The sequence below is a fragment of the Paenibacillus xylanilyticus genome (assembly GCF_013359935.1).
GTDB classification, from domain to species: domain Bacteria; phylum Bacillota; class Bacilli; order Paenibacillales; family Paenibacillaceae; genus Paenibacillus; species Paenibacillus xylanilyticus.
This window is the reverse complement of the sequence record NZ_JABMCB010000191.1, coordinates 33,221-51,924: the sequence shown is the minus strand read 5'-3', so window position 1 is coordinate 51,924 and position 18,704 is coordinate 33,221. Positions and strand designations below refer to the sequence as shown.

The window sequence follows — 18,704 nt, the reverse complement described above, 5'->3', positions numbered from 1 at the left end:
CATTTATCTTTAATTTAAGACATTTAATTCAAAAGTAAACGACACCAAAGAAAAAATATCTGAATCCAAATTACAAGGAGCGAGATCAAGATGATGATTCCAACATTGACCAGAATAAACGAACTTTCCAGAAAAGCAAAAGAGGCAGAATTGACAGAGATGGAGAAAGCGGAACAAATTCGTCTGCGTCAGGAATATCTGCAAGTCTTTCGCGGTTCGATCAATGATATTCTGCTGAATGTCACCATCTATGATCCGAACGGCGATGACGTTACTCCGGATAAATTGAAACAGGAACAAGCGAGCCAAAATAACAGCTAAATTCAACCGGTCATATATCTTAATTTAAAGATAATACAAATTACGATAAATATTAACTGGCTTAAACCACCATATCCCATTCGAAAATCCAAGGAGGAATTTTTTATGACATTTCAAACTGCAGGTATTCACCATATTACGGCTTTTGCGGGAGATCCACAGGCCAATGTCGACTTTTACGCCGGGGTTCTGGGACTTCGTCTCGTGAAAAAAACAATCAACTTCGATGCACCAGACGTGTACCATCTGTACTTTGGAGATGAGAAAGGCAGCCCGGGAACCATTATTACCTTCTTCCCATCTGCCGGATCACCTCGGGGTAAAATTGGCGGCGGTCAAGTAGGCATCACCTCGTATGTCATTCCTCCTGGGACTATTGGCTTCTGGCAGGATCGGTTGGAACGGTATAACATTGAAGTAACCAAAACAAGTCGCTTTAACGAAGAACTTCTCCAATTCGAAGACAGTGAAGGTCTGCGGCTTGAGCTTGTTGAACGGGAAGAAGGAGCTGCCAGCACATGGGAGCATGAAGGAATTCCGGCAGACAAAGCCATCAAAGGCTTTGGTGGTGCAGTATTGTTCAGTGTGAATCCACAAAGAACGATGGATGCGCTGGAGAATATTTTGGGATTCGTCAGAGTGGATGAAAATGAGGAATATGCTCGCTTCCGCTCCAGCGGCGATATCGGTAATGTCGTGGATGTTCCGGTCACCCGGATCCCTCTGGGAGTAGGCGGCTCAGGCACAGTACACCACATTGCGTGGCGTGCCAAAGATTTTGAAGAGCATGAAGCATGGAGAGGTGCCGTATATCAATACGGATATCAACCAACTCCGGTCCGGGATCGTCAATACTTTAACGCCATCTACTTCAGAGAAGCGGGTGGAATCCTGTTTGAAATTGCGACAGATCCACCGGGATTTGCGAAAGACGAACCTGCGGATGCACTCGGACAAAAACTGATGCTGCCAGAATGGTTCGAGCAATATCGTGATCAAATTGAGAGCAACCTGCAGCCGATTGTGGTAAGAACGTTGGAACCTGCGACAGCTGCTAAATAATATAGACCCTAGCGGTCAGAACGATGTTCTGGCCGCGAATGGATTCAATGTAACATAAAGCACATTACGACTTGAACCCAAAGGAGCATCGAAGGATGATGGAGAAAAAGGTTACCTGGCTGGAGCTGTTCTACGATCTGCTCTTCGTAGCAGCCGTGTCCAAAGCAGGTCATGTCCTGCTGCATGCCGAGCATGGCGTCATTACGTTTGAATATCTGTTGAAATTTGTATTAATCTTCATCCCTGTTTGGTGGGCATGGGTTGGGCAGACCTTATTCATTAACCGATACGGTCAGGATATCCTCAGCCACCGCGTCTTCCTCATCCTTCAGCTTCTGTCGGTTCTCGTCATGACAGCAAGCCTCTCGACTCATTTTGACCAATATTACCTGTCATTCTTCGTGGGGTATATCGGATCGAGGGCTTTTACGGCAATTCAGTATCTTACAGTACATAAGTCCAAAAGTGCACATCAACAACAGGCTGCCCGGTATCTGGGTATCTGCTTTATTATCGGTATCCTGATCTCCACGGGTTCTCTGTTCTTTGATTCCTGGCTGCGTTATGTCGTGCTGTATGCGGGGATCGCAGTAGATATCGTGCTTCCGCTGATTGGTCGCAAAAATCTGGTGAAGGTACCGATCCACACACATCATCTGCTCGAACGCTTTGCGCTCTTTACACTCATCCTGCTGGGTGAGTCGGTGATCAGTATTATCGCTGTGCTTCAAGCGGATCATTGGGATCTGAGATCCATCCTGTTTGCCGCCTTTACTTCCATATTTGTCATTGCGATGTGGTGGCAGTATTTCGATAATGTCGAGAAAAAGGTTAGCAAAGAAATTCAGACCGCCGGGCAAGCGATCATCTATGGGCATCTGTTCATCTACATTTCGATGAGTATGATTGCAGCTTCGATTCAGCTGCTCTATCTGAATGAGCTCAACTATGTGTTCATGCTGGGGTTTGGTTTTGGATCTGTGCTATTATACTTCCTCTCGACCTCGCTCGTGTTCCATCGTTATCGGCATGCACATCAAAGGCTGCGTCCACGTCATCTGGTAGCTATGGTGGGGGTATTGGTTGCATTTGTTATAGTGGATCTGATCTACCAGGTTCCGAACTACGTCATCGTAGGGGAAGATATGTTATTTTTCCTTCTGTATGCGAAGCTGACGACTTAAGTAGCGGATTGAAAATACATTAAAAGTCACGGACGAATTACGTTCGTGGCTTTTTTGATTAACCATTTTTCTAAAATGCATGTCGACAATGTGAAAAAGCGGTTTCGTGAGTTATTTTCTTCTATAGAATCTGTTAATATGGGACTAGGTACAAGTGAATTTACCAAATCACTGAATATCTAATTTATAAGATGGGCTTGATGTAACAAATACATGAGAACGGAGAGGGCAGAAATAACCTGGAGAAGCGAAGCTAAAAGCTTTCTGGAGGAAAGCTGCATCGGAAGCATACACTTCGCCTTTATCACCGGATTTCTCCCTTAGAAAAGGGAGTCAGGAAATCTGGGGATAAGAGTGATCGGAAGGTTGTTCTGCAATCGAAGTGGCCTAATGTAGGTTGTTTTAGGTTCATTTTATACATAGCGATTCGTGGATATGGGGATGACAATCAGGAGGGAAATCATTGAGCACACATCAAATCGGAGTTCCATTGGAAGGGTTTGCAGAATTTAGCCGCACGGTTGCCGCAGAAGGCGCGGTGCTTTTGAAAAACGAAGGTCAGGTTCTTCCGCTTCGTGAAAACGAAAACGTTTCAGTTTTTGGCCGTATTCAAGTCAACTACTATCGTAGCGGCACAGGTTCAGGCGGAAGCGTACATGTAGCGTATACAACCAATCTGCTGGATGGACTGCGCAGCAAGAAGAATATCACCGTTAATGAAGAGCTGGCAGCTGTCTATGAAAAGTGGATTGAGGAAAATCCATTTGATGATGGCGGTAAAGTATGGGCTGCTGAACCGTGGAACCAAAAGGAAATGCCTCTGACAGATGAACTGGTTGCACAAGCCAGAAGCAACTCCAGCAAGGCTATTGTCGTGATTGGACGTACAGCAGGGGAAGATCAGGACAATGCCGATGCACCAGGCAGCTACCAGCTGACAGAAGATGAGAAAGCCATGCTGAAGCAGGTTACGGCGCATTTTGAACACACCATCGTAGTGCTGAATGTATCGAATATCATCGATATGAGCTGGCTGAACGAAACGTATGTACATCCGATTCAAGGCGTCATTTACTCCTGGCACGGTGGTATGGAAGGTGGTAATGCGATTGCCGATGTACTGGCGGGTGACGTTACACCTAGCGGTAAGCTGACGGATACGATTGCATATTCCATCGAAGATTATCCTTCGACAAGCAACTATGGCAATGAGTTCAAGAACCTGTATCAGGAAGATATTTATGTGGGTTATCGTTATTTCGAAACGTTTCGACCTGAAAAGGTGCAGTTTGAATTCGGTTACGGCCTGTCTTATACGACGTTTGCCATTCAACCGGAAGAAGCGAAATCGGTGTCCCGAGATGGCGAAACCGTGATTGAAGTTCGTGTAAATGTGACCAACTCGGGCACAACATATGCGGGCAAAGAGGTTGTGCAGGTGTATTATGAAGCTCCGCAAGGCAAACTGGGACAACCTGTGAAAGCGCTGGTGGCTTTCGGCAAAACGGGACTGCTTCAGCCTGGAGAATCAGAACGCCTCACTGTAAGCTTCCCAGTACAGGCCATGGCTTCCTACGATGATGCAGGTGTAACAGGTCATGCTTCCGCTTATGTTCTCGAAGAGGGCACCTATCGTCTGCATGTTGGAACCAGCGTCAAGCAAGCGCAGCACCTCCGCGTTGATGGCCAGGACGGGTACGTGATCGACGCCCTTCAGGTCGTAGAGCAGCTGCAAGAGGCGATGGCACCAACCGAAGATTTCACGCGGATGAAACCGGGTGTTCGCAAGGCAGATGGATCATACGAGCTGACTTACGTGGAAGTGCCGAAGCGTCAGGTCTCCATGGCTGATCGGATTGAGCAAAACCTGCCACAAACGCTGGAGCAAACGGGCAACCAAGGCTACAAACTGAGTGATGTCAAAAACGGCAAAGTCAGTCTGGAAGCCTTCATTGCCCAATTGAGCGATCAGGATCTGGCTGCGATTGTGCGAGGCGAAGGTATGAGCAGTCCGCTCGTTACTTCCGGTACAGCTTCTGCATTCGGTGGTGTCAGCGATAGCCTGTTTAACTATGGTATTCCTGTGGCCTGCACAGCAGATGGCCCGTCCGGTATTCGTATGGATAGCGGAGAGAAAGCCACGCAAGTATCAATCGGAACTCTGCTGGCGGCGACATGGAATACGGACCTGGTTGAAGAGCTGTACGTTATGGAAGGACAGGAATTGCTGAGAAATCAGGTAGATACCCTGCTCGGACCTGGACTCAATATCCGCCGGAGCCCGCTGAATGGTCGTAACTTCGAGTACTTCTCTGAAGATCCGCTGATCTCGGGTGTGTTTGCTGCAGCATGCACCAAAGGCATTATGAAGGGTGGATCCAATGCGACCCTGAAGCACTTTGCCTGCAACAATCAGGAGAAACACCGCAGCAAAGTCGATGCTGTAGTCTCGGAACGTGCACTGCGCGAAATTTACCTGAAAGGGTTCGAAATTGCGGTAAAACAAGGCGGCGCGAATTCCATCATGACCTCCTACAACCCAGTTAACGGGCACTGGGCTGCATCCAACTACGATCTGAACACGACCATTCTACGCGGAGAGTGGGGCTTCGACGGGATCGTTATGACAGACTGGTGGGCCATTATGAACGATGTGGTCGAAGGCGGAGAGGCTGACCGCAAATATACAAACTGGATGATCCGTGCCCAGAACGACCTGTACATGGTCGTGCCAAACTATGGCGCAGAGATCAACGGCTGGGATGACAATACGATTGAATCTCTCGCCAATGGAACACTGACACGCGGAGAGCTGCAGCGCTCGGCGATCAATATTTGCAAATTCATCATGAATGCACCAGTTTCCTCCAGAAAGCATGAAATTGTGGAGAACGTCGCTTCATTCCAGGCAAATGCATCCCTTTCTGCAGAAAAGGCCCAAGTTCTGGCTGAGAATGCACAAGTGAAGCCTATTGTAGGTGAGCCGGTTTACATGAAAGTAGACGAGGCAGGCCAATATCGGATTATCGTACAGATCATGTCCCCTGAGCCGGAACTGGCTCAAAGCGCATGTAATGTGCTCCTGAACGACCAGTTGATGACGACCATTCAAACGAATGGTACAGAGGGCAAATGGATCAGACAGAAGCTTGTAAAAGTAGAGCTGGAAGCAGGACTGTATGAGTTGAAGCTCGACTTCACCAAGCCGGGTCTGCAGATTGACTGGATTGAATTCAAACAGGTCTAGGACGGGCAGACAGACATTCAGTGAGGTGAATGTTGTCACTGGACAGGCTGACTGTTATGATGTTGTTAGGATATCCTGGAATTCTGAACAATCTGGTCAGGAGTGTTGCGAAGGATGAGAAGGTATAATTTTTGGAGTCCAATCCTGCTGATTGCGGTGGCGCTGATCGTAAGAAGCCTGGTAACCAACCTGGGCATGCTGTTCGGCATGTCGCAGGAAGCAGCGAGTAACATCGCCATGATTGCCATGGTGATTGCCGCACTTATTATGTTTAATCGAATGACGAAGGCTCGTCGCAAAAAATAAAAAAAGCTTGGATGCCCCGTTAGGACATCCGAGGCAAGAAGACACCCTCCCGGGTGTCTTTTTTTTGTATTGACGTTCTGAACCTAACGTTTTAGACTAAACCTAAATAATAATAACATTAATACAATAACAAAAATAACAGTAAGGAATCGGACTCAACGGGATATAAGTTAAATTTCACATTTACATGAGAACGTAGGGGACAGAAATAACCTGCCATTCCAAAGGAGGACTCCATTGATGAAGATCATTGCCGACAAACAATATATCTTTCAGGAAGGTCAGCCTTTTCAGAGCAGCCATGCTTCCACGGTTGCTGTTTTACCGGATGGAGCTGTGCTGGCTGCTTGGTTTGCAGGCCGGCATGAGAAGGCAAGTGATGTTGCGATATGGATGGCAAGGCAGGAACAAGGATCATGGTCTGCTCCGCGTAAAGTCGCAGATGAAGAGGGCATCGCTCATTGGAACCCGGTACTGTATGCGCAGGGTGGTTCACTAATGCTGTTTTACAAGGTAGGGCACGAAATAACGGATTGGCATACCCGCATCATTCGCTCCGGCGACGGCGGGCATACGTGGTCCGCTCCCAAGGAACTGGTGCCTGGAGATATCGGTGGTCGTGGGCCGGTTCGCAACAAGCCTATTCAACTGGAGGATGGAATGATTCTGGCTCCGGCATCCATTGAACGATTGGAACCAGAGGGCTCCGGCAAACAGATATGGGAGTCTTTTGTCGATATCTCAACCGATCGTGGGGAGACATGGACGAAGAGTGCTCATGTGCCGATGGACCTGTCCACCTATGTTGGAGCGGAGCACTGGTTTGCCAAGGGGCTGATTCAGCCCACCTTGTGGTCTTCCGGCGGGAAGTGTGTGCATATGTTTCTGCGCAGTACCGAGGGGGCTGTTTTTCGCAGTGATTCGGATGATGGTGGATGGACATGGTGTGAAGCTTACCGGACAGAGTTGCCCAACAATAATAGCGGAATTGATGCCACTTTGATGGGAAATGGCTTGCTTGCGCTTGTCTTCAATCCAGTCAGCGGGTATGCAACGGAGAGTCCTCGAACCCCGCTGGTGATCGCCTTTTCAGTGGATAATGGTCAGACTTGGGGCGATGAGTTTGTGCTGGAAAATAAACCGGGGGAATACTCGTATCCGGCGATCGTGGCCCAAGGGAAGGAACTGTATGTCACCTATACGTGGAAGAGAGAACGGATTGCGTTCTGGAAACTGACCGTTAACCCATAAGATGAATAAGGACCGCGAAGGCACTAATGATGCGCTTTGTCGGTCCTTTATGTCATGGGGCGTGGACGGAACTGATTCGGTGAGAGACCGGTACCACGCCGAAATTGTCTGGAAAAGTGGCTGACGGAATGATAACCGAGCTCATCCGCGATGTCCTCAATCGTTTTATTGGTACTGACAAGCAGTTGTTTCGCATGTTTAAGCTTCTTTTCCGTGACATACTGCCGAGGGGAAATGCCGTATATTTCTTTAAATATTTTGGTGCACTGGCTGCGGCTCAGATTCAGTTTTTCAGCCATTTGCGTGATGGAACCTTCGCTGGAGATCATGGTCTGCAGCTGCTCTTCGATTCGGTGTGCGGTATCCGCCTTATGCATGGTAGCTTCCGGTATGACATCCGGAATATGTTCTGCTTCCTCAGATTGCAGCAGGATTATTTCCTGAATAATCAGGAGAATGTAGGCTTGCAGAGCCATCTTTTGGACCGAGGTCAAGGTTAGTCTGATTGCAGAGTCTTTCTGGATCACGGCAGAATTCGAAGACAAACTGTGCTGCATCTCGAGTTCAATTCTTGTCACATAAGCAGGCAGTTCAGTGGAAGCTGCCTGGTTGTGGGGAATAAGCCGATATTCACGCTGGCTCAGCGTTTTTCGCATCCCAGAATCATCGATATCGAAGTGAATATTGAAAAAGGAGAAACACGAATGATCCATAGGTTCAATTTCGCCTGTAGATTCGTTGGTACAAGCACAAGCATTCTCCATCTGGTGTCTGGCGCCTGCCCGGATGAATAACCAATCTCCTGAACCCAGCAGAATTTCATCCGTCCCGATCTGCATTCTGCCCTCTCCGGATTGGCAATACAAGACTTCATATAAATGGTGATGGTGCTTCGGATAGACCCAACCGGGTGATTTCCTGCCAAAATGACATCCCGTAATCTGCAGTGTACTCGTCATATTTGGAAAAATCACATCCGTATCCATGGGATCACCGCCTCATTATTGTTGTCACAGATTATACCATCCGGTCAGTGTGCACAAAAGGTCAAAAAGCCGGACGTTTTGTGAATGGTGAGATGTCTTGAGGACTTATATATTGGAAGAAACGAAGGGAGCTGCCATATGAAAAGACAGCCCATATTGGAAGTGATTGCTATGGATGCGGCCGATGCCAGGGCAGCTGAGCAGGGTGGAGCAGATCGGATTGAGCTGGTCTCTGCCATGTCTGAAGGAGGACTTACCCCCAGCTTAGGTGTCATTGAGCAAGTGGTATCTCAAGTCTCCATTCCGGTGTATGTCATGATCCGTCCTCATAGCCGCTCGTTCCGCTATAGCGCTGAAGACATTGGCGCCATGGCCCGGGATGTGCGTGTAGCGAGAGAACTTGGAGCCTCTGGCATCGTGATCGGTGCCCTGACGGAAGAGGGGGAAGTCGATCTGCTATCCCTGCAAGCTTGTACAGTCGAAGCCCAGGGGCTGGGTGTTACATTTCATCGAGCCATCGATGCGAGCGCAAGCCTGACACGGGCGCTTAAGTCCATCAGCACAGTGGGCTCCGTTGAGCGCGTACTTACATCCGGAGGGAAAAAGTCAGCGCCTGAAGCCATGCCCGAATTAAAGCAGCTTCAGGAACTGGGGCAAGAGCTGAAAGTAACGGTTATGGCTGGCTCAGGGGTAACCATAGACCAGATTCCAACCTTGGTAAGGCAAACAGGTATCGCGGAAATACATATGGGATCAGGCTTGCGATATGAGGGAAGCTTCCAGTACTCCATTAATCCCCGATTGGTCGCAGAAGCCAAGCGGCAGTTGTTAATTGCAATTCAATCCAACGAATGACGGGAGTGTTACGCCATGAATCATGGACTGCAAACAGCTGATTGGATCAAGTCCGCAGCGCAGGTCACGCCATCCGAGCGCCAGCTGAAGTGGCAGGAGATGGAGTTTTATGCATTTATTCATTTTACGGTGAATACATTCACGGATCGTGAGTGGGGGACCGGCGAAGAAGATCCGGCCATCTTCAATCCTTCGGAGCTGAGCGCGGAGCAATGGGTGCAGGCATGCAAATCCGCTGGAATGAAAGGACTAATCTTAACTTGCAAGCATCATGACGGGTTTTGTTTATGGCCAAGCAAGGCCACGAAGCATACCGTCGCAGCCAGCCCGTGGAGAAATGGCACAGGTGATCTGGTAAAAGAAGTTGCCGAAGCCTGCCGTGAGAGCGGCTTGAAGTTCGGAATATATCTGTCTCCTTGGGATCGCCATGAAGTGTCCTATGGGGATTCGGAGAGGTATAACGAATTTTTCCTCCATCAGCTCCGAGAGCTGCTCACGAATTATGGCGACATCTTCTGTGTATGGTTTGACGGGGCATGCGGCGAAGGTCCGAATGGCAAAAGGCAGGTCTATGACTGGGAAGCTTACTATGCTCTCATTCGTGAGCTCCAGCCGGAAGCTGTGATTTCGGTATGTGGCCCCGATGTCCGCTGGTGTGGTAATGAGGCGGGGCATACGCGAGACTCGGAATGGAGTGTTGTGCCGGTACATATGCAGGATAATGAGAAGATCCAGGAGCAATCTCAGCAGGTGGATGATGGAGAATTTGCCCGAAGGATCAATACGCAGGACAGTGATTTGGGAAGCAGAGAGGTCATTCGTGACCAAGACGACCCGTTGATCTGGTATCCTGCCGAGGTCAATACATCAATCCGTCCGGGATGGTTCTATCATGCGAGTGAAGATAAGCAAGTCAAAACGCTGGAAGAGCTGCTCACCATCTATTACGGCGCAGTGGGGGGAAATGCCAGCTTTCTGCTCAACCTGCCGCCAGACACGCGTGGTCTCATTCACGAACATGATGTGAAACGGCTGCAGGAGTTGGGAGATGTCCTGCGCACCACATTTGAGGATAACCTGGCGTTGCAGGCGTTGGCTGAAGCATCAGAGACGATGGACGAACAACATGCAGTATCGGAAATGCTGACCGAACAACGAGATACCTACTGGTGTCCACATGAAGGAACAGAACAGGCGTGGATTGAGATTGATTTACAGGCGGAAAAGACGTTCGACCGGGTGGTGCTGATGGAGCATATCCAGACAGGCCAACGGATTGAGCGTTTTGCACTGGAAGTTTGTAGCGACGATGGCGCCTGGAATAAGGTCTACACGGGAACGGTAGTGGGATATAAGAGAATCTGTTGTTTTGCGAAGGTCACATCAAGAAAAATTCGGCTGACCATTCATGAATCACGATGGTATCCTACGTTGTCTGGACTCGGCATATATCTGAGCGAGCGGGGAGGGACGCAATATGGCGGTTCTGACGTATAGAGGGTCACAATTCATTTATGATAACGAGCCCATTCAAATTTATTCAGGAGCCATTCATTACTTCAGGGTGGTCCCTGAATATTGGGAAGATCGACTGCTGAAGTTGAAAGCCTGTGGTTTGAATACGGTGGAAACGTATGTACCGTGGAATTTCCATGAACCACAGCCGGGGCAGTATCGTTTTGAGGGTATGGCCGATCTGGAACGTTTTATTCAAATTGCAGGAGATGTGGGTCTATACGTGATTGTTCGCCCGAGTCCTTACATATGTGCCGAGTGGGAGTTCGGAGGATTGCCTTCCTGGCTGCTCGCGGATGATGAAATTCGCCTCCGATGTCATGATGCGAAGTTTCTGGCGAATGTGGATCGTTATTATGATGTGCTTTTGCCCAAATTGAAACCGCTCCTTAGCACCAATGGCGGGCCAATTATTGCGATGCAGATTGAAAACGAGTACGGCAGCTTCGGAAACGATGCTAATTATTTGAAATATTTGCGTGATGGCATGATGCGACGCGGCATGGATGTGCTGCTGTTCACCTCCGACGGACCGACAGACCCTATGCTGCAGGCCGGATCGGTACCGGGGCATCTGGCTACAGTCAATTTTGGATCAGGGACAAAGGGTGCCTTCGCCAAGCTGCGTGAATATCAGCCAGATGAACCTTTGATGTGCATGGAATACTGGAACGGCTGGTTCGACCACTGGGGAGAGTCGCATCATACCAGGGAAGCTGCAGATGCAGCTAGTGTGTTTGAAGAGATGCTTCGAGAAGGAGCTTCGGTCAACTTTTATATGTTTCATGGCGGAACGAACTTCGGATTTTATAACGGGGCGAACTGTCAGCAAAAGGATCAATATGAACCTACGATTACAAGTTACGACTACGACTCGCTGCTCAGTGAGTCTGGGGAGCCGACAGCAAAATTCCATGCCGTGCGTGAGCTCATTGCTCGGTATAGCGACAGTAGTATGGGAGAGCTTGTACTGCCTGAACCGAAGGGCACCATCGCCTATGGGCGAGTGGAGTTGACGGAACAGGCCGGACTGCTGAGACAGTTGGGCCGGTTATCCGTTCCGGTTCAACGGACCAATCCGGAACCGATGGAGAAGTTCGGTCAGGATTATGGCTTTATTTGTTATCAAACCCGGATATCCGGCCCGAGGGAGCGACAGGAGCTGGTGGTTCAGGAGGTGCGTGACCGTGCACTGGTGTTTGTTGATGGGCAATTTCAGGGCGTGCTGGAACGCGGAAATACAGCATTGTCGGTATCATTCGAAGTGCCTGCAGAGGGTGCGGAAATAATGATCCTTGTGGAAAATATGGGGCGAATCAATTATGGGCCGTACCTGAGGGATCCGAAGGGGATTACGGAGGGGGTGCGGCATGGCTTTCAATTTTTGTTCGATTGGACGATTCATTGTCTGCCGCTGACGGATCTGTCAGGCCTGCAATTCAGCAGCGCAACTTCTGAAGCACAGGGGCCAGCCTTTTATCGGGGGAGCTTTCGAGTCGATGAAACGCAGGATACCTTTCTGCGACTGGACAGCTGGACCAAGGGCGTTGTTTATGTAAACGGGTTCAATCTGGGGCGCTACTGGGATAAAGGACCGCAAAAAACGTTGTATGTACCCGCACCGCTCCTTCGCCAAGGTGAAAATGAAATTATTTTATTCGAGCTTCATAAGACGACCGATCAGGCAGTAACATTTGTGGATACACCGGATTTGGGCTAGGAAAAGGAAAATAGTATAGCAAACGATTATTGAGAATTGTCGTGTCTGCAGGAAAAAGGTATACGTTGGGTATGGACATCGACTACAGGAGAGGATGAGGAAAAATGAAAGTTGGACTCAGCACCTACAGTCTGCAACAAGCACTGGATCGCAAAGAGCTGACCGTGCCGGATGCCATTCGATTTATTGCCGATCAGGGCGGGGAACATGTGGAGATAGTACCGATGGGATTCAGTCTGGTCGACAATCCGGAGTTGATTGATGAAATTAAAAATACGGCAGAAGAAGTCGGAATCGACATTTCCAATTACGCCATCGGCGCAAACTTTGCTGTTCAGGAAAACGCCGAAGCGCTGGAACAAGAGATTCAGAATGTGATGCGACATGTGGATGTGGCTGCTGCGTTAGGAGTTAAGCTGATGCGTCATGATGTGGCGTTCCGCCCTGCAGAAGAAGGGACCTTAGCACAGTTTGAAACGGATCTGCCGGTTCTGGTGAAGGCCTGTCAGCGGATTGCCGATTATGCTGCAGGCTTTGGAATCACAACGAGTGTGGAGAACCATGGGTACTATGTGCAGTCCAGCGAGCGAATTCAACGTTTGCTGCATGAAACGGCACGGGAAAACTTCAAAACCACGCTGGATGTCGGCAACTTCCTCTGTGTGGATGAAGATCCGGTAAGTGCGGTGAAAAATAACATCCCCTACGCGTCAATCGTGCATGCCAAGGATTTCTACTGGAGATCTTCCTACCGCAATCCCGGCGAAGGCTGGTTCCAAACCTCGCACGGCAATTACCTGCGCGGTGCGATTGTGGGCCATGGTGATATCGACATGCCTGAGGTGTTCCGTGTGCTGAAACAATCCGGGTATGACGGATATATCTCCGTTGAATTTGAAGGCATGGAAAATTGCAAAACCGCCTCGCGTATTGCAATGGATAACGTCCGCCGCCTATGGGAAGAGGCATAGTGCTGAGTACTTGTTTTAAATGAAAGTATGAATTACACAGAGCAACGGAGAGGGCGGAAAAAACCTGAAGAAGCGAAGCGTTCGCCTTTATCCCAGGATTCCCACCTTTAAGAAAGTGGATTGAGGAATCCGGGGATAACAGCGATCGGAAGGTTGTTCTGCCAGCGTAGTGGTAGCGTGTCAATAATCATTTATTTATGGAGGGATCAGCACAATGTCCAAATTGAAAGTCGCCGTCATCGGTGCCGGATCAATATCCGATTGCCATTTGCAAGCCTATGCCAGCAATCCTGAAGTTGAAATATACGCCATATGCGACCTGAATGAAGCACGTGCCACAGAAGTGGCGAAGCAATATGATGCACCTCACGTATTTACCGACTACAAGGAACTGCTCGCACTGCCCGAGATCCATTCCGTCAGCATCTGCACATGGAATGACTCCCATGCGGAGATTAGCATTGCCGCACTGGATGCGGGTAAAAATGTGCTGTGTGAGAAGCCGCTTTGCCAAACGGTGGAGGATGCACTCGAAGTGGAGAAGGCCGTTCATCGCAGCGGCAAGCTGCTGCAGGTTGGTTTTGTGCGCCGCTATAGCAACAATGCGCAGATTCTGAAGAAGTTTATTGACGCGGGTGAGCTGGGTGAGATCTATTACGCCAAAGCGTCCAGCCTGCGTCGCCTCGGTAACCCGGGCGGCTGGTTCTCGGATATCAATCGTTCTGGCGGCGGCCCGCTGATCGATATTGGTGTACATGTCATCGATATTTGTTGGTATCTGATGGGCAGACCGAAGGTGAAATCCGTCTCTGCCAACGTGTCCAATCGCCTTGGAAATCGTGCCAATATCAAGAATCTGTCATTCTACAAGGCTGCAGACTATGACGCTGAACAGAACACCGTCGAGGATATGGCAAATGCCCTGATTCGTTTCGAGAATGGTGCAAGTCTGCTTGTGGATGTCAGCTTCACGCTTCATGCCAAAGCGGATGAAACCTCGGTCAAACTATATGGTGACAAAGGCGGTGCCGAATTGGAGCCGGAAATCTCGATCATTGGCGAGAAATTCAATACTATTTTGAACATGACCCCGCAGGTGGATTTCAAATCATTCCATTTCATGGGTTCGTTCCGCAATGAAATTAACCATTTTATCGACAGTACGCAGGGCCGTAAGGAAACGCTTAGCCCGGTAGAGGACGGCGTCGAAGTGATGAGAATGCTCTGCGCCATCTACGAGTCAGCACGCGAGGGACGCGAAATTTCACTGTGAAAGTGGCTCCGTGATCGGAAGAAGGGATCACACTCTAAGTAGCCAGGGTTCATCATGCCTGTACTTGTCGAACTAACGTTTATGCAAACCGAGAGTGCAGAACCGATCTGAAGAAACGGGAACGAAGTGACGAGACTTAACATGTCCTTATATGTTGAACTAAACCGTTACACGATAACGGAGAGGGCAGAACCAATCTGAGAAGCGAAGCGCTCGCCTTTATCCCCGGATTTTCCCTTTGGAAAAAGGGAGTCAAAAAAATCCGGGGATAACAGCGATCGGAAGATGGTTCTGACCGCGCAGTGGTCCAGTGTACAGCTATTTATTCAGCTTATGACATTTAATCCAAAGGAGATGAACGGGATGAGCGAAACCAAAGACGTGGTGCTGGAACAGGAAGAACAGATCGTCGAAGCCGGGGTACACAATTTTAGCAAAGAGGATGAATGGGTCAAGCCGGAAGATCCGCTGCTCCTAGAGCGGCTGGAGTGGTTCAAGGACCAGAAGCTGGGGCTGATGATGCACTGGGGTCCTTATTCCCAGCTTGGCCTCGTGGAGTCCTGGGCACTAAGTGATGAGGATGGCGATTGGTCGCGCGATGACATCGACTGGACGGATGACATGGAAGACTTCAAACGAGAGTATTTTGATTTGAACAAAACTTTCAATCCGATTCGCTTCCAGCCTGAGGAATGGGCACAGATGGCGGCAGATAACGGGTTCAAATATTTCCTGTTCACGACCAAGCACCATGACGGTTTCTGCATGTGGGACACCAAGACGACGGATTACCGGATCACGGGTAAGGACACGCCTTTTCATACCCATAAGTATGCGGACATCTGTCGAGCGTTATTTGATGCTTTTCGGGCCAAAGGACTCGGTATCTCAGCGTACTTCTCCAAAGCGGACTGGCATACCCCGTATTACTGGGCCCCGGGCATGGAACGTGGACGTCATATGTGGCGCGGGCCATCGTATGATCCCCATAAATACCCGTGGTTGTGGGAGAAATTCGTGGAGTTCACGCATGAACAGATCATGGAGCTGCTGACGAATTACGGACGGATCGAGTGTCTGTGGCTGGATGCCGGTTGGGTGCGTGAGGGTCGCCACGGCCAGGATATTCGGCTGGGAGAAGTCGTGGAGCGGGCGCGTCAGACCACACAGCCATGGCTCCTGTCAGCAGATCGCACGGTAGGTGGACCATATGAGAATATCGTCACTCCTGAGCAGACCATCCCGGAACATCCGATGAACATCCCTTGGGAGAGCTGTATCACAGTGGGCAATTCCTTTGCTTTCGGATTCGATGATCAGTATAAATCGGGAAGACAGCTGGCACATATTCTACTTGAGGTCGTGTCCAAGGGCGGTAACTTGGCGCTGAATGTAGGACCACAACCCGATGGACGTCTTCCGAAAGGGGCAATTCGAGGTATCAAGACACTCGGTGAATGGCTCGCTACCCACGGAGAGGGGATCTATGGAACCCGGATATGCGGACCGTACTTTACGAAGGATTGGGCCTTTACGCAGAAGGAAGATATCAACACGGTGTATGCCTTCCGTTTATACAGAAACGAGAATGAGGCAGTACAACCACAAATCATCATTCCCTATTTGGAAAAGGTAGAGCGAGTCGAACTCGTTGGCACCAACGACGTAATTTCGTATCAGCAGACAGAAAACGGACTTGTCGTGGATCTGCCACAGTCTACTGTTTCTGGAGAAACACCCATCACGCATACGTTCAGATTGGTAACAGGCAAATAGAACGTCATGTGAATTCCGGGGGAGAAATAGTGGCCTCCGGGATTTTTTAATTCAATCAAATGGGGGTGGAATTCCTGATAATAAGGGCACGTAAACGCTTGTGCCGCAAGGGTTTATAGAATATGGAGAGGTGGGAGAAAATTACGAATTGATAAAAAAACACGGTTCAATGTACTATCGAAATAAGAAAGCGTTACCTGACACTATTACTAACACAGGTAATGCCAGAACGTAGAATATAGCGAAAAAAAGGATGTTTAAGAGATGTAAATGTAATGTATTATTACACTTGAGGTGTAGAAGGAGTGACGCAAATGAGTCGAGCTACGGAAAGCATACCCGCCAAGCTGGAACTCCAGCAAAGGAATCATGTGGAGCCCAAAAGGCAGCATCCATTCATCAAAAGCCTCAAGAAGCATTGGGAGCTGTATCTGCTCGTGCTGCCCCCCGTATTGTATTTATTGATCTTCAAGTACATCCCGATGGTTGGCGTACAGATTGCCTTCAAGGATTTCAGTGTGGTCAAAGGAATCTGGGGAAGCCCGTGGGTTGGATTCAAACACTTTGAGGCGTTCTTCGAATCCCCCAACTTCTGGCTCCTGATCAAAAACACGATAGGCATCAGCTTCTACTCCTTAATCGCCGGGTTCCCTATCCCGATCCTGCTTGCGCTGGCGCTGAATGAGATCCGAACAGGTTACTTTAAGAAGACCGTGCAGATGGTCACCTACGCTCCGCATTTTATTTCCACGGTCGTGATGGTATCCATTATCATTTTGATGCTCTCCCCGCATGTGGGTGTGGTAGACAAGCTGTTTACACTGCTCGGCTTCCCGATGACCAACTTCATGGGCATTCCGGAATACTTCAAATCGATCTATGTCTGGTCGGGTGTGTGGCAGGGCATGGGGTATTCATCCATCATATATATCGCGGCCCTTGCAGGCGTGGATCCATCGCTTTACGAAGCGGCAAAGATGGACGGTGCTTCAAGGCTTCGGAAAATTTGGCACATCGACCTTCCAACGCTCGTCCCGGTCACCGTCATCATGCTGATTCTGAGTTTGGGCAGCATTATGGGCGTCGGCTTTGAAAAGATATACCTGATGCAGAATCCGCTTAACACAAGCGCTTCGGAGGTGATCTCCACGTATGTGTACAAGGTGGGTCTGATCGGAGCGAATTTCAGCTTCTCCTCGGCAGTCGGATTGTTCAACTCGATTATCAACCTGATTCTGCTGGTCATCGTCAACGGCATTTCCCGCAAAGTATCCCAGAACAGCTTGTGGTAAAGGAGGAGCTCATCCATGTTCAATCTGTTTAATCGTAACCGGATCAAGGATCCGCTCGGTGACCGCATCTTCATGACATTCAACTATATCTTTTTGTTCGCCATACTGCTAACGGTGTTTTACCCCCTCTTGTATATCATCAGTTCGTCGTTCAGCTCTTCACGAGCCGTTACATCCGGTCAGGTGTGGCTGTTTCCGGTAGATTTTAATATCAAGGCGTACATCTCCATTTTCAAAAGCCAGCAGCTCATGCTCGGTTTTTATAACACAATCATCTATACCGTTGTAGGGACATTCATCAATGTGGCGCTTACCGTCATGCTCGCCTACCCGCTGTCACGCAAGTCGTTCTACGGAAGAGGAGCCATTATCATTTTCATGATGATTACGATGTTCTTTGATGGAGGACTAATACCAACTTACCTCTTGATGAAGGACCTCCACCTGCTGGATACACGCTGGGCCATGTGGCTGCCAGGAGCGCTCGCGGTGTTCCAGGTCATCGTAGCGAGAACCTTCTTCCAGTCTTCCATCCCGGAAGAGCTCGGAGAGGCTGCAGAAATGGATGGATGCCGGGATATCCGGTATCTGATCAGCGTGGTTCTTCCGTTATCGAAGCCCATTTTGGCGGTCATGACGCTTATGTATGCCGTAGGGCACTGGAATGCATACTTTGACGCACTGATCTATCTGCGTTCCGAGAAGTTGTTCCCCCTGCAATATGTACTTCGCAATCTGCTCATCTTGAACGCGGCTGACCCGGCGATGCTTGCCAATACGAGCCAACAAATGCGGGATCAAGGGTTTGAGCAGGTACTGAAATATGCATTGATCGTTGTCGCAAGTATTCCGATTCTGATCATGTACCCGTTTGTACAGAAGCATTTTGTCAAAGGGGTCATGGTTGGTTCCCTCAAAGGATAATCCATAGGATGATGCCCGGCT

At 49.2% G+C, this 18,704-nt stretch carries 15 protein-coding genes; 14 read left to right on the top strand and 1 reads right to left on the bottom strand.

Going from position 1 to position 18,704, the window contains the following annotated elements:
• Positions 1-93 precede the first annotated feature (93 nt).
• The 6 genes from HP552_RS19765 to HP552_RS19740 all read left to right on the top strand — a co-directional run bounded on the left by HP552_RS19765 (position 94) and on the right by HP552_RS19740 (position 7,371).
• Positions 94-321 (top strand): DUF896 domain-containing protein, encoded by a 228-nt coding sequence (locus HP552_RS19765; RefSeq protein WP_175397153.1) that lies wholly within the window; start codon positions 94-96, stop codon positions 319-321.
• A gap of 105 nt (positions 322-426) precedes the next feature.
• Positions 427-1,383, top strand: a complete 957-nt coding sequence (locus tag HP552_RS19760; RefSeq protein WP_175397132.1) for a ring-cleaving dioxygenase — start codon at positions 427-429, stop codon at positions 1,381-1,383.
• 95 nt (positions 1,384-1,478) lie between these two features.
• Positions 1,479-2,567, top strand: a complete 1,089-nt coding sequence (locus HP552_RS19755; RefSeq protein WP_175397131.1) for a low temperature requirement protein A — start codon at positions 1,479-1,481, stop codon at positions 2,565-2,567.
• 463 nt (positions 2,568-3,030) lie between these two features.
• Positions 3,031-5,814 (top strand): glycoside hydrolase family 3 C-terminal domain-containing protein, encoded by a 2,784-nt coding sequence (locus HP552_RS19750; RefSeq protein WP_175397130.1) that lies wholly within the window; start codon positions 3,031-3,033, stop codon positions 5,812-5,814.
• A gap of 114 nt (positions 5,815-5,928) precedes the next feature.
• The gene (locus HP552_RS19745) at positions 5,929-6,120 is read left to right on the top strand and encodes a hypothetical protein (protein ID WP_175397129.1); all 192 of its coding nucleotides are present in this window, start codon (positions 5,929-5,931) and stop codon (positions 6,118-6,120) included.
• Positions 6,121-6,360: 240 nt separating this feature from the next.
• Positions 6,361-7,371: a sialidase family protein gene (locus HP552_RS19740; protein ID WP_175397128.1), complete on the top strand. Its 1,011-nt coding sequence runs from the start codon at positions 6,361-6,363 to the stop codon at positions 7,369-7,371.
• Between the two features lie 47 nt (positions 7,372-7,418).
• On the opposite strand, the gene HP552_RS19735 is transcribed toward HP552_RS19740, so the two are convergent.
• Complete coding sequence (locus HP552_RS19735; protein WP_175397127.1) at positions 7,419-8,357, bottom strand: helix-turn-helix domain-containing protein; 939 nt, start codon at positions 8,355-8,357, stop codon at positions 7,419-7,421.
• Between the two features lie 138 nt (positions 8,358-8,495).
• Between HP552_RS19735 and HP552_RS19730 the strand changes: the two genes are divergently transcribed.
• The 8 genes from HP552_RS19730 to HP552_RS19695 all read left to right on the top strand — a co-directional run bounded on the left by HP552_RS19730 (position 8,496) and on the right by HP552_RS19695 (position 18,683).
• Positions 8,496-9,212, top strand: a complete 717-nt coding sequence (locus HP552_RS19730) for a copper homeostasis protein CutC (protein ID WP_175397126.1) — start codon at positions 8,496-8,498, stop codon at positions 9,210-9,212.
• A 15-nt stretch (positions 9,213-9,227) separates the two neighbouring features.
• On the top strand, positions 9,228-10,709 hold the full coding sequence (locus HP552_RS19725) for an alpha-L-fucosidase (RefSeq protein WP_175397125.1): 1,482 nt from the start codon (positions 9,228-9,230) through the stop codon (positions 10,707-10,709).
• A complete protein-coding gene (locus HP552_RS19720; protein ID WP_175397124.1) occupies positions 10,690-12,447 on the top strand; it encodes a glycoside hydrolase family 35 protein in 1,758 nt (585 codons plus the stop codon). Before HP552_RS19725 ends, HP552_RS19720 begins: the two co-directional genes overlap by 20 nt.
• Before the next feature lie 104 nt (positions 12,448-12,551).
• Entirely contained in the window at positions 12,552-13,418 is an 867-nt protein-coding gene (locus tag HP552_RS19715) for a sugar phosphate isomerase/epimerase family protein (RefSeq protein ID WP_175397123.1), read from the top strand.
• A 214-nt stretch (positions 13,419-13,632) separates the two neighbouring features.
• Positions 13,633-14,691 carry a Gfo/Idh/MocA family protein gene (locus tag HP552_RS19710; protein WP_175397122.1) on the top strand — a complete coding sequence of 353 codons (1,059 nt, stop codon included), beginning with the start codon at positions 13,633-13,635 and terminating at the stop codon, positions 14,689-14,691.
• Positions 14,692-15,054: 363 nt separating this feature from the next.
• The gene (locus tag HP552_RS19705; RefSeq protein ID WP_175397121.1) at positions 15,055-16,467 is read left to right on the top strand and encodes an alpha-L-fucosidase; all 1,413 of its coding nucleotides are present in this window, start codon (positions 15,055-15,057) and stop codon (positions 16,465-16,467) included.
• Positions 16,468-16,781: 314 nt separating this feature from the next.
• Entirely contained in the window at positions 16,782-17,759 is a 978-nt protein-coding gene (locus HP552_RS19700) for an ABC transporter permease (RefSeq protein WP_175397120.1), read from the top strand.
• Between the two features lie 15 nt (positions 17,760-17,774).
• On the top strand, positions 17,775-18,683 hold the full coding sequence (locus HP552_RS19695; protein ID WP_153976530.1) for a carbohydrate ABC transporter permease: 909 nt from the start codon (positions 17,775-17,777) through the stop codon (positions 18,681-18,683).
• Positions 18,684-18,704 lie beyond the last annotated feature (21 nt).